This is a genomic window from Caldimonas manganoxidans ATCC BAA-369, from assembly GCF_000381125.1.
Classification (GTDB): domain Bacteria; phylum Pseudomonadota; class Gammaproteobacteria; order Burkholderiales; family Burkholderiaceae_C; genus Caldimonas; species Caldimonas manganoxidans.
Window position 1 is genome coordinate 40,377 of sequence record NZ_KB905935.1, and the last position, 18,906, is coordinate 59,282.

The 18,906-nt window shown below is 66.2% G+C and carries 17 protein-coding genes; 1 reads left to right on the top strand and 16 read right to left on the bottom strand.

The window, feature by feature from the left end; genetic code table 11:
* Positions 1 to 22 precede the first annotated feature (22 nt).
* From hflK to F615_RS0105905, 15 genes are all read right to left on the bottom strand, one after another.
* Positions 23 to 1,408, bottom strand: a complete 1,386-nt coding sequence (gene hflK / locus F615_RS0105835; protein WP_019560240.1) for an FtsH protease activity modulator HflK — start codon at positions 1,406 to 1,408, stop codon at positions 23 to 25.
* A gap of 2 nt (positions 1,409 to 1,410) precedes the next feature.
* Complete coding sequence (hflX, locus tag F615_RS0105840; RefSeq protein WP_019560241.1) at positions 1,411 to 2,625, bottom strand: GTPase HflX; 1,215 nt, start codon at positions 2,623 to 2,625, stop codon at positions 1,411 to 1,413.
* A gap of 63 nt (positions 2,626 to 2,688) precedes the next feature.
* Positions 2,689 to 2,931, bottom strand: a complete 243-nt coding sequence (gene hfq, locus F615_RS0105845; RefSeq protein ID WP_019560242.1) for an RNA chaperone Hfq — start codon at positions 2,929 to 2,931, stop codon at positions 2,689 to 2,691.
* A 69-nt stretch (positions 2,932 to 3,000) separates the two neighbouring features.
* Positions 3,001 to 4,350 carry a ribosome biogenesis GTPase Der gene (gene der, locus F615_RS0105850; RefSeq protein ID WP_019560243.1) on the bottom strand — a complete coding sequence of 450 codons (1,350 nt, stop codon included), beginning with the start codon at positions 4,348 to 4,350 and terminating at the stop codon, positions 3,001 to 3,003.
* A gap of 22 nt (positions 4,351 to 4,372) precedes the next feature.
* Positions 4,373 to 5,488: an outer membrane protein assembly factor BamB gene (gene bamB / locus F615_RS0105855; RefSeq protein WP_019560244.1), complete on the bottom strand. Its 1,116-nt coding sequence runs from the start codon at positions 5,486 to 5,488 to the stop codon at positions 4,373 to 4,375.
* Complete coding sequence (locus tag F615_RS0105860; protein WP_019560245.1) at positions 5,488 to 6,147, bottom strand: YfgM family protein; 660 nt, start codon at positions 6,145 to 6,147, stop codon at positions 5,488 to 5,490. The genes bamB and F615_RS0105860 overlap by 1 nt, the downstream gene beginning before the upstream one ends.
* A 45-nt stretch (positions 6,148 to 6,192) precedes the next feature.
* Positions 6,193 to 7,479, bottom strand: a complete 1,287-nt coding sequence (gene hisS / locus F615_RS0105865; RefSeq protein WP_019560246.1) for a histidine--tRNA ligase — start codon at positions 7,477 to 7,479, stop codon at positions 6,193 to 6,195.
* Between the two features lie 58 nt (positions 7,480 to 7,537).
* Positions 7,538 to 8,842, bottom strand: coding sequence for a flavodoxin-dependent (E)-4-hydroxy-3-methylbut-2-enyl-diphosphate synthase (ispG, locus tag F615_RS0105870; protein WP_033371025.1), 1,305 nt, complete (start codon positions 8,840 to 8,842; stop codon positions 7,538 to 7,540).
* A 5-nt stretch (positions 8,843 to 8,847) separates the two neighbouring features.
* Positions 8,848 to 9,699 carry a helix-turn-helix domain-containing protein gene (locus tag F615_RS0105875; protein WP_019560248.1) on the bottom strand — a complete coding sequence of 284 codons (852 nt, stop codon included), beginning with the start codon at positions 9,697 to 9,699 and terminating at the stop codon, positions 8,848 to 8,850.
* Entirely contained in the window at positions 9,692 to 10,504 is an 813-nt protein-coding gene (gene pilW / locus F615_RS0105880; RefSeq protein ID WP_019560249.1) for a type IV pilus biogenesis/stability protein PilW, read from the bottom strand. The genes F615_RS0105875 and pilW overlap by 8 nt, the downstream gene beginning before the upstream one ends.
* Positions 10,501 to 11,649 (bottom strand): dual-specificity RNA methyltransferase RlmN, encoded by a 1,149-nt coding sequence (gene rlmN, locus F615_RS0105885; protein ID WP_019560250.1) that lies wholly within the window; start codon positions 11,647 to 11,649, stop codon positions 10,501 to 10,503. The genes pilW and rlmN overlap by 4 nt, the downstream gene beginning before the upstream one ends.
* Positions 11,650 to 11,690: 41 nt before the next feature.
* Positions 11,691 to 12,116, bottom strand: coding sequence for a nucleoside-diphosphate kinase (ndk, locus tag F615_RS0105890; RefSeq protein ID WP_019560251.1), 426 nt, complete (start codon positions 12,114 to 12,116; stop codon positions 11,691 to 11,693).
* Positions 12,117 to 12,219: 103 nt separating this feature from the next.
* On the bottom strand, positions 12,220 to 13,869 hold the full coding sequence (locus F615_RS17845; RefSeq protein WP_019560252.1) for a pseudouridine synthase: 1,650 nt from the start codon (positions 13,867 to 13,869) through the stop codon (positions 12,220 to 12,222).
* A complete protein-coding gene (gene scpB / locus F615_RS19635; protein ID WP_019560253.1) occupies positions 13,859 to 14,740 on the bottom strand; it encodes an SMC-Scp complex subunit ScpB in 882 nt (293 codons plus the stop codon). The genes F615_RS17845 and scpB overlap by 11 nt, the downstream gene beginning before the upstream one ends.
* A gap of 203 nt (positions 14,741 to 14,943) precedes the next feature.
* Entirely contained in the window at positions 14,944 to 15,987 is a 1,044-nt protein-coding gene (locus F615_RS0105905) for an RluA family pseudouridine synthase (protein ID WP_019560254.1), read from the bottom strand.
* 69 nt (positions 15,988 to 16,056) lie between these two features.
* Here F615_RS0105905 and F615_RS0105910 point away from each other — a divergent pair, with 69 nt between their 5' ends.
* Positions 16,057 to 16,848, top strand: a complete 792-nt coding sequence (locus F615_RS0105910) for an outer membrane protein assembly factor BamD (RefSeq protein WP_019560255.1) — start codon at positions 16,057 to 16,059, stop codon at positions 16,846 to 16,848.
* A gap of 30 nt (positions 16,849 to 16,878) precedes the next feature.
* On the opposite strand, the gene yoaA is transcribed toward F615_RS0105910, so the two are convergent.
* Positions 16,879 to 18,879, bottom strand: a complete 2,001-nt coding sequence (gene yoaA / locus F615_RS0105915) for a DNA repair helicase YoaA (protein WP_051090194.1) — start codon at positions 18,877 to 18,879, stop codon at positions 16,879 to 16,881.
* Between the last annotated feature and the right edge of the window lie 27 nt (positions 18,880 to 18,906).

Here is an 18,906-nt window from a genome sequence, read left to right on the forward strand (position 1 = left end):
CCTCTTGGTCTGCACTCGGTCATCAACGCACGTCGCGCTCGCGGCTGCGTTGCGGGTCGCGCAGGCGGTTGTCACTGGACAGGGGCAGCGGCTGTTGCGTCTGGGCTTGGGCCTCTGCGGCCGGCGGCGTCTGGGCCGCCCCCTGCACCGCGCTGAGCTGCATCAGCTTGTCCAGTGGCAGGTACAACAGGCTGTTGTTGCGCGTGTCGACCATGATCTTGCTGACGTTGCTGTAGATCTGTTGCATGGTCTCGATGTAGAGACGGTCGCGCGTGACCGCCGGAGCCTTCTGATACTCGGCCAGCACGCTGCGGAAGCGGTCGGCATCACCCTCGGCCTGGGCGATGACGCGCGCCCGATAGGCTTCGGCCTCCTCGCGCAGACGCGCCGCGGTGCCCTGTGCACGGGGGATCACATCGTTGGCATAGGCCTGACCTTCGTTCTTCAGACGTTCACGGTCGGCGCTGGCTTTGAGGGCATCGTCGAAAGCCGCTTGCACTTGCTCGGGGGCTTGTACGCTTTGGATGTTGACGTTAGAGATCACGATCCCGGCGCGCAGCCGATCGAGTTGGGTTTGAATGGATTTGACCAACTCGGCAGCGATCGCATCACGCTGCTCGTACAGCACTGCATCCATCGCGCTGCGACCGACGATCTCGCGCACAGCCGACTCGGCGGCCTGAACCACGGCATCATCGGGGCGACGGTTTTCGAACAGATAGTCTTTGACATCCTTCAGGCGGTATTGCACCGTGAAGCGAATGTCGACGATGTTCTCGTCTTGGGTCAGCATGGATGAGTCACGCAAGCCGGTGGCCTGCACGACCGAGGCGCTGCCCACATCCACCGAGCGCAGCTGCGTGACCGGCACCGTCTCATGAGACTGGAAGGGATACGGCAAACGCCACTTGAAGCCGGCTTCGGTGGTGTGGCTGTAGCGGCCGAACGTCATGACCACGGCTTGTTGACCTTCCTGAACGATGAAGAAGCCACTGCCCAGCCAGATCAATACCACCACGCCGACGATCAACCCCGCGCCGATGCCGGCGCCTTTCATGTCCGGCGGCTGGAAGCCTCCACCATTACCATGGCCCTCGGGCCGCTGCGGTCCCCCCGGACGGCCGCCGAACAGGCCGCTGAGCTTGCGGTTGAAATCGCGCCAAAGTTCGTCCAGGTCCGGAGGGCCTTCATTGCGCCCACCGCCGCCTGAGCCTTGATTGCGCGTCGGCTCATTGCCCAGGGGATCGAGGCGGCGTCCCCACCGGGGATCGTTCAGATTGAACAGTCCGCGCACGGGGCGCAGCATGGTTGCCACAAGGGCCTTGAACAGCGCGCGCCCCACGTGGGCCAGACGCTGGACGAAGCCGGCCGCAGCGGTAGGGGATTCGGGAAAGGAGCGAATGTTCATGCTCATGCGACAAGGATGGTGTGTGGGGGAGCGTCAGGCAGGAGCGCTCCAGGTTCGGTCAAAGCATCCCGGGCCAAGGGGTCGGTGGAGATCGGTGCCCCAAGCGCCGCTTCGGCAAGCACCCGGCGCAGGCGGTCCAGCCCTTGGCCCGTGGCCGCGCTGACGAATACCCGCGGCGCCGAACGGTGCGGTGCCAGTTCGAAGGTATCGACCAGCTCCCGGGGACGCTGACTGGCCTGCAGACGATCCAGCTTGTTGAATACCAAGATTTGAGGGAGTTCGGCTGCGCCGATGTCGGCCAACACCCGCATCACTTCATCGACTTGTTCCCGCCACGTAGGGCTGGACGCATCCACGATGTGCAACAAGAGGTCGGCATCGGCCGCTTCTTGCAAGGTGGCCTGGAAGGCTTCCACCAGGCCGTGCGGCAAATCGCGGATGAAGCCCACCGTATCGGACAGGCTGACCGTGCGCTCGGCATCGGCCAGATAGAGTTGGCGTGTGGTGGTGTCCAGGGTTGCAAAGAGCTGGTCCGCCGCATAGGCGCGGGCCTTCACCAAGGCGTTGAACATCGTGGACTTGCCGGCATTGGTATAGCCCACCAGCGAGACCTTGAAGGTGCCGTTGCGCTGCCGCGAGCGACGCTGCGTCTGCCGCTGGCGCTTGACACGATCGAGTTGGGCCTTGAGCGACTTGATGCGCTGGCCGATCATGCGTCGGTCGAGCTCGATCTGCGTCTCTCCAGGCCCCCCTCGGTGCCCCACCCCGCCGCGCTGCCGCTCCAGGTGACTCCAACGCCGCACCAAGCGCGTGGACAGGTACTGCAACCGCGCCAGTTCGACTTGCAGCTTGCCTTCATGGCTGCGCGCACGCTGCGCGAAAATTTCCAGGATGAGCATCGTGCGATCAACCACCGGCACGCCGAGAAAGCGCTCGAGGTTGCGCTGCTGCGCCGGCGACAAGGCCTGATCGAACAGCACGCGGGTCGCCCCATGTTGACCGACCAGGGCCTTGATCTCCTCGGCCTTGCCCAGCCCCACGAACAAGGCTGCGTCCGGGGCCTTGCGCCGTGTCGTCAAACGCGCCACCGGAGTGTCTCCGGCCGACTGCGCCAACAGCGCCAACTCGTCCAGTGTCGGATCGAAGGAGAAACCGGGGCCGAGGTCCACCCCCACCAAGATGGTGGGCTGGGTCACGTGCGCTGCCGGGGCATTCAAGGTCGGTGTCACCTCAAGCGGGTCGCCAACGCCGCCCGGTCGCGCCGGGCGGGCCTTCAGGCATCAGTGGGAATCGGCCGGGTCGTTGGGATGAAAATTCACCGCACGCCCAGGCACGACCGTAGAAATGGCATGCTTGTAGACCATCTGGGTGACGGTATTGCGCAAGAGCACCACATATTGATCAAAAGACTCAATATGCCCCTGCAACTTGATGCCGTTGACCAGGTAGATCGACACCGGCACATGCTCTTTGCGAAGCAGGTTCAAAAACGGGTCTTGGAGGAGTTGCCCTTTGTTGCTCACGATATTCTCCGTGTTGGATATTTTGGAAGCCGCACGTTAACACACCACCGGGTGCATTCCGCGGATTAGTCAGGAATCCTTGTCTGAGAAGGGGTTGCGGGACGAACGCATTTCTATCCTCAAGGGCGTGCCCACCAGCTTGAAATGGTCTCGGATGCGCCCTTCGAGATAGCGCTTGTAAGCATCGGTGACATGCTCCAGCGAGTTGCCATGCACGACCACCATCGGCGGATTCATTCCCCCCTGGTGTGCGTAACGCAACTTGGGACGGAACATGCCGGATCGCTTGGGCGCTTGGTGCTGCACGGCCTCGTGTACCAGCCGGGTCAGCACCGGGGTGCTCATCTTCTTGAAGGCCGATGCATGGGCCTGGGCGATGGCCTTCCACAAGGGCCCGAGCCCTTGGCGCCGCAGGGCAGAAATGTGCAGCCGCGGGGCAAAGCGTAGGAATGCCAAGCGCTGCTCGATCGAGCGCTCGAGCATCTGGCGCTGATAGTCGTCCACCGCATCCCACTTGTTGATCGCAATGACCACCGCCCGTCCGCTGTCGAGGATGTAACCCGCGATGTGTGCATCCTGGTCGCTCACCCCTTGCGTGGCATCGAGCAGAAGCACCACCACGTGGGCCTCGGAGATCGCCTGCAGGGTTTTGACCACGGAGAACTTTTCGATGGCTTCGAAGACCCGCCCCTTGCGACGCAAGCCCGCGGTGTCGATGATTTCGAAGCGCTGGCCATCGCGCTCCAACGGGACACGAATGGCATCGCGCGTCGTGCCGGGAAGGTCGAAGGCCACCAAGCGCTCCTCACCGAGCCAGGTGTTGATGAGCGTGGATTTGCCGACGTTGGGCCGCCCCGCCACCGCCAGGCGAATGATGTGGCCCTGCGTTTGGGCGTCCTCCTCGGCCTCGTCGTCTTCGGGCAACGGTGGCAAATGCTCGAACACCGCATCGACCAAGCCGCGGACGCCTTGACCATGGGCCGCGGACACGGGCAGGGGCTCGCCCAGCCCGAGCTCGTAGAACTCGGCCAGCTGAGGCCCCTCTCGCATGCCTTCGGCCTTGTTGGCGGCCAGCACCACGGGCTTGCCGGTCGTGCGCAAGTAACGCGCGATGTCATGGTCCTGGGCAGACAGCCCCGACCGCACATCGACGACGAACACGATGGCATCGGCTTCGGCCACGGCTTGGCGGGTCTGCTTGGCCATCTCTCGCACGATGCCACTGTCGGCATCGGGCTCGAACCCGCCCGTATCGATGACGATGAAATCCCGCCCGCCAAGCCGGCCATCACCGTAGTGGCGATCGCGCGTGAGGCCGGCAAAGTCGGCCACGATGGCGTCGCGAGACTTCGTCAGACGATTGAACAGCGTGGATTTCCCCACGTTGGGACGCCCGACGAGCGCGATCACGGGTTTCATGGCGAGCTCCTCGTGCAGCGGTTCATTCAGGACGCCACGCGATGAGGCTGCCAGCGCGAGTCAACACCACCAAGCGGTCTCCCACGAGCAAAGGGGCCGCTGCAATGCCGCTGCCATCGGTGGCGGCACGGCCGACGATCTGCCCGTCGCGCCTGGACAGGAAGTGCACATAGCCCTGCGCGTCGCCGACGATCACGCTGTCTCCGGCGGCCACGGGCGGCGTCAAGCCGCGGAAACGCAGAGCATCCAGCGACCAGGCCACCTCACCGTCTCGGACACGGTAGGCCGTGACGCGATCGGTGCCGTCGACGCCATACACCTGATCGGCGTCCATGGCCAAGCCCACCGATCCATTGGAGGCCTTGCTCCACAGCAAGACCGCGCGGCGCGTGTCCACACAACCCACAGCCGCCTGGAAAGCGCGTGCGCACACGATCTGTGCCGCGCGCCCCACGGGGCCGACGAGGTCGGCCAGGCGTTCGATCTCGTTGGTGCCGCGCGGTGTGGCAATCGGCACCTCCCAGCGCACGCTGCCGCGCAGAGGATCGAGACCGGCCAGCTTGGCCCCCTGCCCCACCAACAAGGTGTCACCCATCGGTTGCAACACGCCTTGCTGAGCCAGCGTCAGCGGATCGCCGGGGCGCTGATGCTGCCACAGACGTGCGCCGCTGGCCGCATCGAAGGCATGCACGGATCGGTCCAAGGCATACACGAACACCCGCTCGCCGGCCACCAAGGGCGCCGTCAGCGAGCGCGTGGCCAGACGCTGGCGCCACAGGACGTCCCCATCGCGCAATACGACCACCTCGTTGTCCTGCGTGAGCACCGCCACATGCTGGCCATCGCTGCCCACCCCCGCCGACAGTGGCGCCTCGAGTCGAGCACGCCAGCGCCACTGCCCGGTGCTCACGTCGATCATGCCCACGGCCCCGTCGTCGGATGCCACCGCGAGCCCATTGCCCGCAGCGTACAGCTGCACCGGCATGCGAACCGCCCCCAGCGATTGCTGCCAGGCCACCGCCACACGCACGATGTGGGGCGCCGGCTGCACCAGCGGCGTTGGATCGGGGCGTTGCGGCGCACTCGAACACGCCGCCAGCAGGAATCCCACCGCCCCCAGGGCTGCCAAACGCCGCATCAGCGCACCTCCTCGGTCGACGGGGCCGCGCCCAGCGCGGTCAGTTTGGCCTCGACCACGCGCCGATAGTCCAGACTGGGATCGAGCGCACGGTAGGCCTTTTCGTAGTCCTGGCGCGCGGCATCTTTATGTCCTTGAGCCAGTTGAATGTCGCCACGGCGGTCGGCCGCCAGACCTTCGAAGGCCGGCGGAATGTCCTTGCTGACCAACGCCAAGGCCTCGTCGTAGGCCTTTTCGTCCAGCAACAAGCCAGCCAAACGCAAACGGGCAATGGCGCGCAAATCAGGCTCCGAGGACTTCTCGGCCACCCAGCGCAAGGTGTCGCGGGCCGCAGCAAGCTGGCCACGATCGACCAGACTGCGGGCCGCCATCAGCCCCGCCTGGCTGGCATAGGCCGTGCGTGGGTGGCGGGCCCGCAGGTCCTCGAAGGCTTGACGCACTTTGTCGACATCGCCAGCTTGAGCCGCCTGCTCCAGCGCATCGTACAGCGCACTGGCTTTGGCCCCCTGGTCGCGCTGCCAGTAGTTCCATCCGTTCCAAGCGGCAAACGCCGCGAGGACCAGGATCACCGTCCAGGTGATCAGGTTGCCGTACTGGCGCCAAAAGTGCTTGAGTCGTTCGACTTGCTCTTGTTCTTCGAGATCGAGATGGGTGGCCATGAGGAGGTTCATCCAAGTGCGGCGCGGCGGCCGGCAAACTGACAATTATGCGTCGAGCAATTCGGCCGCCCATGCGGCCGGATCATCCAAGGGACGCAGCACCTGAGGTTGTTGAGCATCACGCAAGGCCTTGACGGCCACCTGCCCCTGCGCCAGCTCGTCTTCGCCGAAAACCAGTGCAAAGCGTGCACCACTGGCATCGGCCTTCCTGAACTGGCTCTTCATGCTGCCCAGACCGTCCTTGCCGGCCGCATGCATCAGCACCGAGACCCCGGCGCCACGCAGCGCCTCGATCAACTGCATGGCGCGCGGCAAGGCGCCGGCGTGCGGAATCACGGCATAGGCGTGCGGAGCGCAAGCCGCGGACTGCATCCCAAGCTCCTTAAGCAACTCCAGCACACGCTCGACTCCCAAGGCCCACCCCACCGCTGGCGCGGGCTTGCCACCGATCTGCTCGATGAGGTAGTCATAACGCCCACCACCGCACACCGTGCCCTGCGAGCCTAGGCGGTCGGTCACCCATTCGAAGACGGTGAGGTTGTAGTAATCCATGCCGCGCACCAAGCGCGGATTGATGCGGTAGGCCAGGCCGTTGGCATCGAGCACCGCCCTGACGGCATCCAGATGCTTGAGCGAGGCTTCGCCGAGGAAGTCCATCAGCTTGGGCGCCTCCTCGACCAGCGCTTGCATGGCCGGGTTCTTGGTGTCGAGGATGCGCAGCGGATTGCTGTGCAGCCGGCGCTGCGCATCGGCATCGAGTTGGTCACGGTGGCGCTCGAAATAGGCAATCAGCGCCTCGCGATGCGCGCGGCGCTCCTGCGGCTGCCCCAAGCTGTTGAGCTCCAGGCGCACATCGTTCAAGCCGATGTCGCGCCACAGGCTGCGGCACATGAGGATCAACTCCGCGTCCACGTCTGGGCCGGCAAAGCCCAGCGCCTCGGCTCCGATCTGGTGGAACTGACGGTAACGGCCCCGTTGAGGCCGCTCGTGGCGGAACATCGGCCCCATGTAGTAGACACGTTTGCCCCCGTCATACAGCATCGAATGCTCGACCACGGCACGCACCACGCCGGCGGTGTTTTCCGGACGCAGGGTGAGCTGGTCACCGTTCATGCGATCCTCGAAGGAGTACATCTCCTTTTCCACGATGTCGGTGACTTCCCCCAACCCTCGCACGAACAGCGACGTGGGCTCCACGATGGGCGTGCGGATGTTGCTGTAGCCGTAGCGCCGCATCAGGGCGCGCACCTTGTCTTCGAGCCACTCCCAACGCGCCGACTCCGGCGGCAGGATGTCGTTCATGCCTTTGATGGCCTTCAATGCCTCTGCCATGTGTGATCTTCTCGTGATGCCGCCGGGGCCCATCCCCCGCATGCGCAGCGTCTCAGGTTCATGCCGCCGGTTCGAGCCGTGAAGACGGACCGAAACGGCGCTCGACATACGCCTCGACCAGGCGCTGAAATTCCTGCGCGATGTTCTCACCGCGCAGCGTGACGGCCTTCTGGCCATCGATGTAGACGGGGGCGGCCGGCGCCTCACCCGTGCCAGGCAGGCTGATGCCGATGTCGGCATGCTTGCTTTCGCCTGGGCCGTTGACGATGCACCCCATCACCGCCACCTTCATCGCCTCCACCCCGGGGTAGCGGGCCTTCCACACCGGCATCTGCGCGCGCAGGTAATCGTCGATCTGCTTGGCCAGCTCCTGGAACACGGTGCTGGTGGTGCGTCCACAGCCCGGGCAAGCCGTCACGCTGGGGACGAAAACGCGCAAGCCCAAAGCCTGCAAAATTTCCATGGCCACGACCACTTCCTGGGTGCGCGCTTGGCCAGGCTGCGGAGTCAATGAGACACGAATCGTGTCGCCGATGCCTTCTTGCAACAACACCGACAGAGCCGCCGTCGAGGCGACGGTGCCCTTGGTTCCCATGCCTGCCTCGGTCAGCCCCAGATGCAGCGGATGATCGCAACGAGCGGCCAAGGCCCGGTAGACGCTGATCAGGTCTTGCACACCGCTGACCTTGCACGACAGGATGATTTGCTCGGGCCGCATGCCCAGCTCCTGCGCGCGGCGGGCCGAGCCCAAGGCCGAGGTGACCAGAGCCTGGTACATGACCTGCTTGGCATCCCAGGGCTGCGCCCGCTTGGCGTTGTCATCCATCAACTGCGCCAAGAGCTCCTGGTCCAAGCTACCCCAGTTCACGCCGATGCGCACCGGACGGTCGTACCGCAGTGCCACCTCGATCATCTGCGCGAATTGGCGGTCGCGCTTGTCGCCTTTGCCCACGTTGCCGGGATTGATGCGGTACTTCGACAAGGCTTCGGCACAACCGGGGAAATCGGTGAGCAGCTTGTGGCCGTTGTAATGGAAGTCGCCCACGAGGGGCACATCGATGCCCATACGATCGAGCTGCTCCCGAATGGCAGGCACCGCCTGCGCCGCCTCGGGGGTATTGACGGTGATGCGTACCATCTCCGAGCCGGCCAGCGCCAGCTCCTTGACCTGGATGGCCGTGCCGATGACATCGACGGTGTCGGTGTTGGTCATCGACTGCACACGCACCGGCGCATCGCCGCCGATGGTGACCACGCGCCCCCCCCAGACCACACGGGCCTGCAAGCTTCGCCGAGGCGCGGCTTGCGCCGCGGCAATGGGGCTGTCGTCGTCGTAAGGCTGCAGCAGGCTTGCGGAGCTCATCATGCTCACCGGATTTCGAAACGGGCGACGTTCTCGCGCCGGAAAGGGGTCATGTCGAAGACCTGACCGCGCACGCGAAGTTCGGTCGCCTCGGCATTGCCCACACGCACACGCATCGGGAACGCGCCGTCCAAGCTCACTTCCTCGCCAGGCGCCAACAGCCGGGACAGCAGAATCCGACCATTGGCATCCTGGATTTCGATCCAGCTCTCGGCGCGGGTTCGCACCAGCACGGCAGCCGTGGGGGCCACGGGCGACGCCGGCGCTGCCTGTTGCACCGCCGGCGCTGGAGTCGATGCCGCTGCGGACACCACGGGCGCTGCAGAGGCCGGCACCTCGAGGCTGGCCGACGGTTCTACGGGCACCACCTCCACGCGCAGGCCGCTTGCGGCCGTGGGGTCATGGCGGCCAAGCCACTCCTGCCAAGTGCTCGAAGGAATCGACCACAACACGGCCGCGCCGGCCACCAGCAACACCACCACCCAGACGACCGGACGCTTGAGCACGCCCAGGACGGGGGAGCCGGCGCCAGGCCCACCGGGTTCCCGAAAGGGTTGATTCAGGCCTTGGGCCACTTCCTCGAGCTGCGACAGCGTGCCCGGCGAAGGCAGCAAGGCCAGCACGGGGGCCGGGTCGATCTTGAGCGAGCGACAGACGGTCTGGGCCAACGCCCGGGCGAAGGTCGCATCGGGCAGCTCGTCCAGACGGTCCGCCTCGAGCGCCTCGAGCTTGCGTACAGACACCTTGATCGACGCGGCAAGCTGGGCGATGTGCACGCCCTGAGCCTGACGCGCGGCCCGGATCATCGCGCCGGCGCTGGATTCGATGGTGGCTTGTTGGGGCTGCTCGTCAGTCATCGAAACGCCCCCGCTCGAAATTGGCGGCCTCGCGCGATTGCGGGAAACGCTGGCGCAGTTCTCGACCAAGTTCGTTGGCACCGCCCCGGTTGCCCAACCGGTGCTCGATGCGCGCTGCCAGCCACAGGCTTTCGGCATTGACCAGCTCGGGAACGGCATTGACCCGTCTCACATAGAAACGGGCCCGCTCGTACTCGCCCTCTCGATACAGCACCATGGCCAGATTCATCGCGGTCACCGGATTGCTGGGATCGAGTTCATAGGCCCGCGACAAGGTTTTCTCGGCCTCGGCCACCTGCCCGGCATTGGCCTGACACACGCCCTTGGCCACCAAGGTGCGCGTCACGTCTCGATATTCCGGCATCGCCAAGGCCCGGTCGAACTGGGCGAAGGCATCGGCATAGCGCCGCTGCTGACACAGGAACCACCCGTAGTTGTGCACCACGCCCCCATCACGCGGATCGAGCTGCATGGCACGGTTGAAACTGTCCTCGGCCGCAGCGGCTTGTCCCAACGCCGCATGGATCAACCCGGCCAGGTTGTGAGCGTCGGCCATGTTGGGCTGCAAGGCCAGCGCCTGGCGCACCTCATTGAGGGCCGTGGCATGCTGGCCCTGCCCAAAATACGCCACGGCCAAATCGAAACGAATGCGTGCTCGGCGTTGGACCTCGCCATCGTCGCCGCGTGCGGACTGCGTGCTGCTGCGACCCGACGACGGCGGCGCCGAAGCGCAAGCCCCCAGCAGCAGTGCCAGGGACAGCACGGCAGCCAGCCAGACGGACATGGGGCCTTGTCGCACGCTCATGAACGGGTCTCCTTCGCGAGAGCTCCCCCCGATGCGGGCAGGGCTTGGATACGGATGGGCTGGCGGGTCAGGCGGCGCTGGACATTGGTGCGGTCTCGCACCTCGCCGGCCAGTTGCCCGCAGGCAGCGTCGATGTCATCACCTCGCGTCTTGCGCACGGTGGTGACCAGGCCCGCGTCGGCCAGCACGCGGGCAAACGCCTGCACCCGATCCCGCCCGGAGCGCCTCAGCCCCGAGGCTGGGAACGGGTTGAAGGGAATGAGATTGAACTTGCAGCGCACCCGATCGCGCACCAACGCGACCAGCTCGCGCGCATGGGCCTCGGTGTCGTTGACGCCCTCGAGCATGCAGTACTCGAAGGTGATGAAGTCTCGAGGCGCGGCCTGCAGATAACGGCCGCAGGCATCGAGCAACTCGGCCAGCGGATATTTGCGGTTCAAAGGCACGAGCTCGTTGCGCAACGCGTCATTGGGCGCATGCAAGGACACCGCCAAGGCCACCGGGCAGTCTTGACGCAGCCGGTCCATCATCGGCACCACACCCGAGGTCGACACCGTGACACGCCGCCGCGACAGACCATAGCCATGGTCATCGAGCATGGTGCGCAACGCCGGCACCAGGGCATGGTAGTTCTGCAGGGGCTCACCCATGCCCATCATGACCACATTGGTGATGGCGCGTTCCCCAGCCGGCAGCCCCAAGCGCTGGCGCAGGTGATGCTCGGCAAACCACAACTGGGCAAGGATCTCGCCGGTGCTGAGGTTTCGGCTGAAGCCCTGGTGGCCGGTGGAACAGAAACGGCAGCCCACGGCGCAACCGGCCTGGGAAGACACGCACAGGGTGCCGCGATCATCCTCGGGAATGAAGACGGCTTCGACGGCATCGCCGCCACCCACGTCGAACAGCCACTTGATGGTGCCGTCGGCGGAAGCCTGTTCGCTGAGCACCGGCAGCGGCCGCACCTGCGCCACACCGACGAGCTTTTCGCGCAAGGACTTGGCCAAATCGCTCATCTGGCCAAAGTCACGCACCCCCTTTTGATGGATCCAGCGAAAGAGCTGGACCGCGCGGAAGCGCTTCTCGCCCAGCCCTTCGCAGTAGGCAGCCAGCCCGTCGAGATCGAAGTCGAGAAGGTTGACCGCCATGGGAGCGCCCCGCGCAAGAAAGCGAAGGTCTGCAACCGCGCTCAGCGGCTGTAGACGTTCATGCCAGGGAAGAAGAAAGCCACTTCCGCAGCGGCGGTTTCAGGCGCGTCCGAGCCGTGCACCGCGTTGGCGTCGATGCTTTCGGCAAAGTCGGCGCGGATGGTGCCCTTGGCCGCCTTTTTCGGGTCGGTCGCGCCCATCAGCTCGCGGTTCTTCGCGATGGCATTTTCGCCTTCCAGCACCTGAACCATCACCGGGCCCGAGATCATGAATTCGACCAGGTCCTTGAAGAAGGGGCGCTCCTTGTGCACGGCATAAAAGGCCTCGGCCTGCGCGCGCGACAGATGCACCATCTTGGCCGCGACGATCTTCAAGCCAGCGCTTTCGAAGCGGCTGAGGATTTGGCCGATCACGTTCTTGGCCACGGCATCGGGTTTGATGATCGAAAGGGTGCGTTCGATCGCCATGAATTTTCTCCTGAATCAAGGACTTGGCAAAACCTTGGATTGTAACTCTTGCCAAGCGTTCACTGGCACGCCCTCCGATCACCCGACCCGCCGGCGCGCCCCTTCAGCGGCCGCGCCCGCCCCGCTTACCGCCTTTGTGCCGCCCGGCTTTGCCACGTCCGAGATAGGCGTCGGCGCCAATGTAGCCCACGCTGGTCTGCATCGGATCGGGCTGGCGCGGGCTGTTTTGGCGCGCCCGGGTCGATTGCGCAAAGCGCTTGTCGTAGGTTTGCTCCAGCGGATCGGGAATGACCGGACGCCCCCCGTTCGGACGCCCCCCGGCGCCGCGCCGCTTGCCAGACTTGCCGCTTTTGCCCCCGCCAGCGTTGCCACCGCGTGGCTGATCGGTCCCGGTCAGGCGCCGGATCATGCGCACATCTTGATCGCCCAGTTCGACCCACACCCCGCGCTTGAGACCGCGGGGCAGCACGATGTTGCCGTAACGGATGCGGATGAGTCGGCTGACGGTCAAGCCCACGGCATCGAACAGCTTGCGCACCTCGCGGTTGCGGCCTTCGGTGATGACCACCCGGTACCAGCGATTGGCCCCTTCACCACCACCGTCTTCGATGGACTTGAAGCTGGCCAATTGGCCGTCGATCTTCACGCCTTCGAGCAGTTTTTGACGCGCCTCGGGCTCCAGCGTGCCCAACACACGCACGGCATACTCGCGCTCGACACCGAATCGCGGATGCATGAGCTGGTTGGCCAGCTCCCCTGAATTGGTGAAAAGCAGCAAACCTTCGGTATTGAGGTCCAGCCGCCCCACCGACTGCCACTTGCCCTGCTTGAGCTTGGGCAGACGCCGGAAAACGGTTGGACGGTTTTGCGGGTCATCGTGCGTGACGACCTCGCCAGCCGGTTTGTGATAGGCCAGCACCCGCGGCGGCGGCGGAGCGATTTGCACTTTGATGGGCTTGCCGTTGACCCGCACCTGGTCCCCGTAGGAAATACGCTGGCCGATGTGCGCAGGCTCACCGTTGACCGAAATGCGGCCTTCGAGGATGAGTTGCTCCATGTCGCGGCGCGAGCCGATGCCAGCCTGCGCCAGCACCTTGTGCAGCTTGGGCGCATCGGGCTCCGGCGCCAGCACGCGCTTGGTGGTCGCCTCCAACTCCTGGGCAGCGTCTTCGGCTTGCATCTCGTCGTAGCGCCCCTCCACGACATCGGCAAACCGCTCGGCGACTTCGCGGCTCGCATCCGGGCTCACCCCCGGGTTCGGAGCCGCCGGCTTGCGCCCACCGTTGCCGCCCTTGCCCGGGCCCGTGGCCGCCTCGGCCGCGCGCTCGGCGCCGCGTCGGCCACGGCGATTGCGACGGCGACGACCTCCGCCGTCGGCCGCCTCCTCGGCAGGAGCCGCAGGCGGCTCCACGGCCTCCGGCGCGACCGACTCGGCCTGTGGGAGCTGCGGCTCGGGAGCCGACACGTCCTGCCCGGCGGCTGCGGGCTGGGCGCCTTGGAGGTCGCCGTCCAGCGCCTCCGGCGCCGACGGGCCGGTCTTGCGTCGACGGGCAGGCCGCGGCTTCGGCGCCGATGCTTCCTGCGGCGCTGCAGGCGAGCCGTCTGCAGCCTGCTCATCCCCCATCACGGCGGACACTTCGGATTTGGGCTTGCGAGGGCTGCGCCGCTTGGGCTTGGCCGTCGTTGGTGGGGCCTCGGCCTGCACGGTCGGGATGGACTCGGGCGACGAGGTTTCGTGGGCTTCAGGGTTCATGGCGCGTCAGAGGTTCAGCGTCGGAAGGGGACTCGGGTTCGACAGGGGCCGAGGTCGATGGGGCATCCGTGGACTCCCAGGCCGTGTCCGAACCGGGCCCGACATGCTGGGGGGGAGTTGCAGGTGTGTGGAAATGAGCCTCCGTGGCGGCTATTTCGGCCGGCATGGAGGCACCGGTGTCGCTGGACGCTGCGGCCACAGGATCGGGCTCCTCCAGGCCCTCGGTGGACAGCAACGCGGATGAAGCGGTGGCCTGGGCCGGGTCGGCAGACCCCTCCTGCTCTTGGGCGGCAGACGCCTCGATCGCATCGAGCAAGGAAGTCTGCCGAGGCGCCTCCTCGGCGGACGCCGCGGCAGACGAAAGGCCCTCCAGCGCGGGCAGCTGATCCAGCGAGGACAGCCCAAGATCGTCGAGGAACTGCTTGGTCGTGGCGTACAGCGCAGGACGGCCGGGGGCGTCACGGTAGCCGATGGTATCGATCCAGCCGCGCTCCTCGAGCTGCTTGATGATTTGGCTGCTGACAGTCACGCCACGGATGTCTTCGATGTCGCCACGGGTGACGGGCTGGCGGTAGGCGATGATCGCCAGGGTTTCCATCGTGGCGCGCGAATACTTCGGAGGCTTCTCGGGGTGGAGTCGGTCGAGGTACTCGCGCATCTCGGGCCGGCTCTGAAAGCGCCACCCCGTGGACACCGCCACCAGCTCGACCCCACGGCCTTCCCAATCGCGCGCCAGCTCATCGAGCAGCATGCGCAAGGTGTCTGCGCCGAGCTCGTCATTGAAGAGCGCACGCATGTCGCGCAGCGCCAGAGGCTGGTGCGCGCAAATCAGCGCGGTCTCGAGGACGCGCTTTGCATCCTGTGTGTTCATGGGCCGTTTGTCGTCCTCGTCTGGGACCGGGCGGTCTGGCGGCGCAGACGCCGCCAGCGGCGTCGTGCCGCGTCGCTGCGGATCCAGCCATGCCAGTGATCGCCACGGGGATCGCCGCGCCGGGTGCGCGGCCACCCTCTTCGCCCGGCACGGCCCCTGGAAGTCCACTCCGGGGCAGCGGGCGGCAGTATGTGCGTCGGGGCCTATTGTAGCCCGGCGGGCGGTCCAGTCCGTGGCCCGTCTACCACGGCATGCCAGGCTGCCGCGAAATCGGCCGGCAGCGGCGCTTCGAAGGCCAGCGGACGGGCCTCCACGGGGTGCTCCAGTCGCAGCCTCCAGGCATGCAAGGCTTGACGCCGCAGACCGAGGGCCTCGTGCCCCCCGTACAGGCTGTCGCCCACCAATGGAAATCCTCGGCAGGCCAGGTGCACGCGGATCTGATGCGTGCGGCCGGTGTGCAGCGTGCAGCGCACTGCGGAACAGCCGGCGGCCACGGCCACGAGGGCCACGTCCGTGCGCGCGCTCCGCCCACTGGGCACCACCGCCATGCGCACCCGCGAACGCGGGTCGCGCCCGATGGGCGCATCGATCGTGGACAGGGCCTGAGGCTGCCGGATCTCGCCATGCACCAGGGCCAGATACTCGCGATGCACATTGCGCGCCGCGATGGCCCGGGTCAGCGCGGTCACGGCCTCTTGGGTCTTGCCCACCACCAGCAGGCCACTGGTGTCTTTGTCCAGCCGGTGCACGATGCCCGCTCGCGGCAAGGCCGAGGCCCCCGCATGGTGAGCCAGCAATGCATTGAGCAGCGTGCCCGACCAATGTCCCGCCGCCGGATGCACGACCAGACCAGCGGGCTTGTCGATCACCAGCAGGTGCTCGTCTTCGTACACCACGGACAAGGCGATCGCTTCGGGACGGAAGGCCTGGCTTTGCGGCGTGGGACGCAACTCGACCCGCAAGCGCTGGCCTGCTTTGAGCTTGCGGCTGGGCTGGCACACCGACTGACCATCCAGCTGCACCGCCCCTTGGGCCACCAACTGCTGCAACCACGTGCGCGAGAACTCCGGCACCAAGCTCACGAGCACGCGGTCCAACCGCTGGCCGTGCGCCTCGGCATCGATCAGCGTCTCGCGGACTTCGATCGCTTCTTCCTCGTGCAGATCGTCCGCACCGTCGAGCTGGTCCGCCTCGTGCCAACGCTCTAGGCGGACCTGCGACCCGGGCGGGGAACTGACATGCGCCATATAGAATCCGTGACTTGTCTAGATTGGTACAGGCGCAGCGCCTCAGGGCTCGCGCCAGATGGAACCGCAATGCACACTCCCTTTGCCTTGTTGGGCCGACATGGCGCACTGGCGCTGGCCTGCGCAGCCTTGCTGACGGCCTGCAGCTCGACCCCGAAGGACGAGACGGCCGGCATGAGCGTTGAGCGAGTGTACTCAGAGGCCCGCGCCGATGCGGCGGCCGGCAACTACGAGCGTGCCATTCGCCTCTACGAACGCCTCGAAGGTCGCGCCGCGGGCAGCCTGCTGGCCCAGCAGGCCCTGCTCGAACTGGCCCACACCTACTATCGCAGCGGCGAACGCGCCCAGGCCTTGGCCACGATCGAGCGCTACATGAAGCTCTATCCGGCCAGCCCGGCTTCGGACTACGCCCTCTATCTCAAGGGGCTGATCAACTTCAACGACAACCTCGGGCTGTTCGGACGCTTCTCGCGGCAAAGCCTGTCCGAGCGTGACCAACAAGCTTCGAAGGAAGCCTACCAGGCCTTCCGCCAACTCGTCGAGCTGTATCCCGAATCGGTCTATGCCGCCGATGCTCAGGCGCGCATGAATTTCATTGTGAATTCCCTCGCCCAGTACGAGGTGCACGTGGCGCGATACTACTTCCGGCGTGGCGCCTACCTGGCAGCGGCCAATCGGGCTCAGCTCGCCGTGCGCGAATACCAGCTGTCGCCTGCAGTGGAGGAAGCCTTGTACCTGATGGCGCAAAGTTACGACCGCTTGGGGCTGCCCCAGCTGCGCGACGATGCCCTGCGCGTGCTGCAGAGGAACTTCCCGCAAAGCATCTATCTGGGGCAAGCCGGCATGCCCCGCATGAACTGAAGGGCTCGGGAGACGCTTCCACCCGCCCGGTCAAACCGTCGGGGCCGCTGCGGCCAGTTCCGACAACCAAGCCAGCGCCTCTTCTTCGCGATCGAGCCAACGCATGGGCGGCAGCGCGGCTCGCAGGCGGCGCCCATAGGCCATGGTGGCCATGCGCGGGTCGCACACGACCAGCAAGCCCCGGTCGCTTTCCGTGCGGATCAAGCGTCCCGCGCCTTGCTTGAGCGCCACGGCCGCCTCGGCCAGGAACAAGTCGTTGAATGCACTGCGGCCTTCGGCTTCGAGACGGCGCACGCGAGCTTCGATCAGCGGATCGTTGGGCGGTGGAAATGGCAGCTTGTCGATCACCACGCACTGCAAGGCATCGCCAGGCACGTCGATGCCTTCCCAGAAACTCTGCGATCCCACCAGCACGGCTCGCGGATGGGCCAGAAAGTCCTGGATGAGTTGACGTTTGGGCGCATCCCCCTGGCGCAACACGGTAATGCCCAGCCCCTCGGCTTCGAACCGTTCGCGCAGGGCCTGCGCAATGGGCTGCAAGGCCTTGAGCGTGGTGGTCAGCACAAAGCTACGCCCACCCAACACCGCAGCGCACCGTGCGGCCAGCGCCGCCACGGCCGCCGGGTGCCCGGCCTCGTTGGGCCTGGGGAAGCGGCGCGGCACATAGACACAGGCATGAGACGGGTAGTCGAAGGGGCTGCCCACGCGCAGCACGGTGGCTTCGTCCAGGCCTGAGGGCTCGGTGAACCAGCTCAGCCGCTCGTCGTCGCCCAGCGTGGCCGACGTGAAGATCCAAGCCTTCGAGGAGGCTGCGAGCTGCTCGCGCATGGTCTCACGAATGTCCAGTGGCGACTCCATCAGCCGCACCTGCTGGTGGCCGACATCGATCCATCGCACCCGCCCCGTGGGCACCGGCTGCGCAAAGGAACGTGCACGCTCGGCCAACAGATTCAAGCGCTCGGCCAGTCGCACGAAATCCGGGGCTGCACCCGCCACTGACTGCACCGCCTCATGGACAGCGCGCAGCGCCTGGTCCAGGACCATCAACGCTTCAGCGAACTCACGGCGAGGTGCTCGTTCCTGCCAACGCAGCTTGACCGCCCCCCGCAAGTCGTGCAGTGGGCCGGCCGCGGCCAGCCGCAATTCACGCGCGGCGCGCTCGATCTCAGCGGCCAGGAGCTGCCAGTCACGCATTCCGCGGGCGTGCTGCAAGCCAGCGGCCAGCAGATCGCGAGCCAGGTCGATGAGCGCGCCCGTGCTCAGCGAGACCCCGAGAAACTGCACGCCGGCTTCGCCCAACTGATGGGCTTCATCGAAGACCACGACATCGACCGTCGGCAGGAGTTCGGCCATGCCTGTCTCACGCAAGGCCAAGTCGGCAAAGAACAGGTGGTGGTTGACGACCACCACGTCGGCAGCCATCGCCTCGCGGCGGGCTTGCATCACATGGCAGCCCTGGAAGCTGGGGCAGTCGCTGCCCAGACAATTGTCGCGGGTGGAGGTGACCCAGGGCAGCACCGGCGAGCGATCGTCCAGTCCGGGCAACTCGGCCAAGTCGCCGGTCGATGTGGTTTGGGCCCACTGCTCGATGCGGGCCAGGGTGCGCACCGCGCCGCGGTCGGGCCACTGGGCCATCTGCCGGGCCTGCTGCAGCCGGTGCACGCACAGGTAGCTGGCTCGTCCTTTGAGCAGCGCCATGCGCAGCGGCAAACCAAGGGCATCGCGCACATGGGGCAGGTCGCGCAGGAAGAGCTGATCCTGCAGGCTCTTGGTGGCCGTGCTCACCAGCACCCGCCCACCGCACAGCAACGCGGGCACCAGGTAGGCATAGGTCTTGCCAACTCCGGTGCCGGCCTCGGCCACCAAGACCCGGCGCAGCGACACGGCCTCGGCGATGGCAGCAGCCAGTTGGGTTTGGATCACGCGTTCGCGATAGTGCGCATCGGCACGGGCCAGCGGCCCCTCAGGCCCAAAGGCCTCACGGGTGGCCGCCACCAAAGCTGCGGCAGCCGCCTGGTCGCACGCCCTCATCGGCCGCATCCCCCACCACGGCTGCAC

Excerpts from the sequence above, each read along its gene's own strand:
- hflK (WP_019560240.1), bottom strand. The coding sequence starts at position 1,408 with ATGAACATTCGCTCCTTTCCCGAATCCCCTACCGCTGCGGCCGGCTTC.
- der (WP_019560243.1), bottom strand. The coding sequence starts at position 4,350 with ATGAAACCCGTGATCGCGCTCGTCGGGCGTCCCAACGTGGGGAAATCC.
- bamB (WP_019560244.1), bottom strand. The coding sequence starts at position 5,488 with ATGCGGCGTTTGGCAGCCCTGGGGGCGGTGGGATTCCTGCTGGCGGCG.
- F615_RS0105860 (WP_019560245.1), bottom strand. The coding sequence starts at position 6,147 with ATGGCCACCCATCTCGATCTCGAAGAACAAGAGCAAGTCGAACGACTC.
- hisS (WP_019560246.1), bottom strand. The coding sequence starts at position 7,479 with ATGGCAGAGGCATTGAAGGCCATCAAAGGCATGAACGACATCCTGCCG.
- ispG (WP_033371025.1), bottom strand. The coding sequence starts at position 8,842 with ATGAGCTCCGCAAGCCTGCTGCAGCCTTACGACGACGACAGCCCCATT.
- F615_RS0105875 (WP_019560248.1), bottom strand. The coding sequence starts at position 9,699 with ATGACTGACGAGCAGCCCCAACAAGCCACCATCGAATCCAGCGCCGGC.
- pilW (WP_019560249.1), bottom strand. The coding sequence starts at position 10,504 with ATGAGCGTGCGACAAGGCCCCATGTCCGTCTGGCTGGCTGCCGTGCTG.
- rlmN (WP_019560250.1), bottom strand. The coding sequence starts at position 11,649 with ATGGCGGTCAACCTTCTCGACTTCGATCTCGACGGGCTGGCTGCCTAC.
- ndk (WP_019560251.1), bottom strand. The coding sequence starts at position 12,116 with ATGGCGATCGAACGCACCCTTTCGATCATCAAACCCGATGCCGTGGCC.
- F615_RS17845 (WP_019560252.1), bottom strand. The coding sequence starts at position 13,869 with ATGAACCCTGAAGCCCACGAAACCTCGTCGCCCGAGTCCATCCCGACC.
- scpB (WP_019560253.1), bottom strand. The coding sequence starts at position 14,740 with ATGAACACACAGGATGCAAAGCGCGTCCTCGAGACCGCGCTGATTTGC.
- F615_RS0105905 (WP_019560254.1), bottom strand. The coding sequence starts at position 15,987 with ATGGCGCATGTCAGTTCCCCGCCCGGGTCGCAGGTCCGCCTAGAGCGT.
- F615_RS0105910 (WP_019560255.1), top strand. The coding sequence starts at position 16,057 with ATGCACACTCCCTTTGCCTTGTTGGGCCGACATGGCGCACTGGCGCTG.
- yoaA (WP_051090194.1), bottom strand. The coding sequence starts at position 18,879 with ATGAGGGCGTGCGACCAGGCGGCTGCCGCAGCTTTGGTGGCGGCCACC.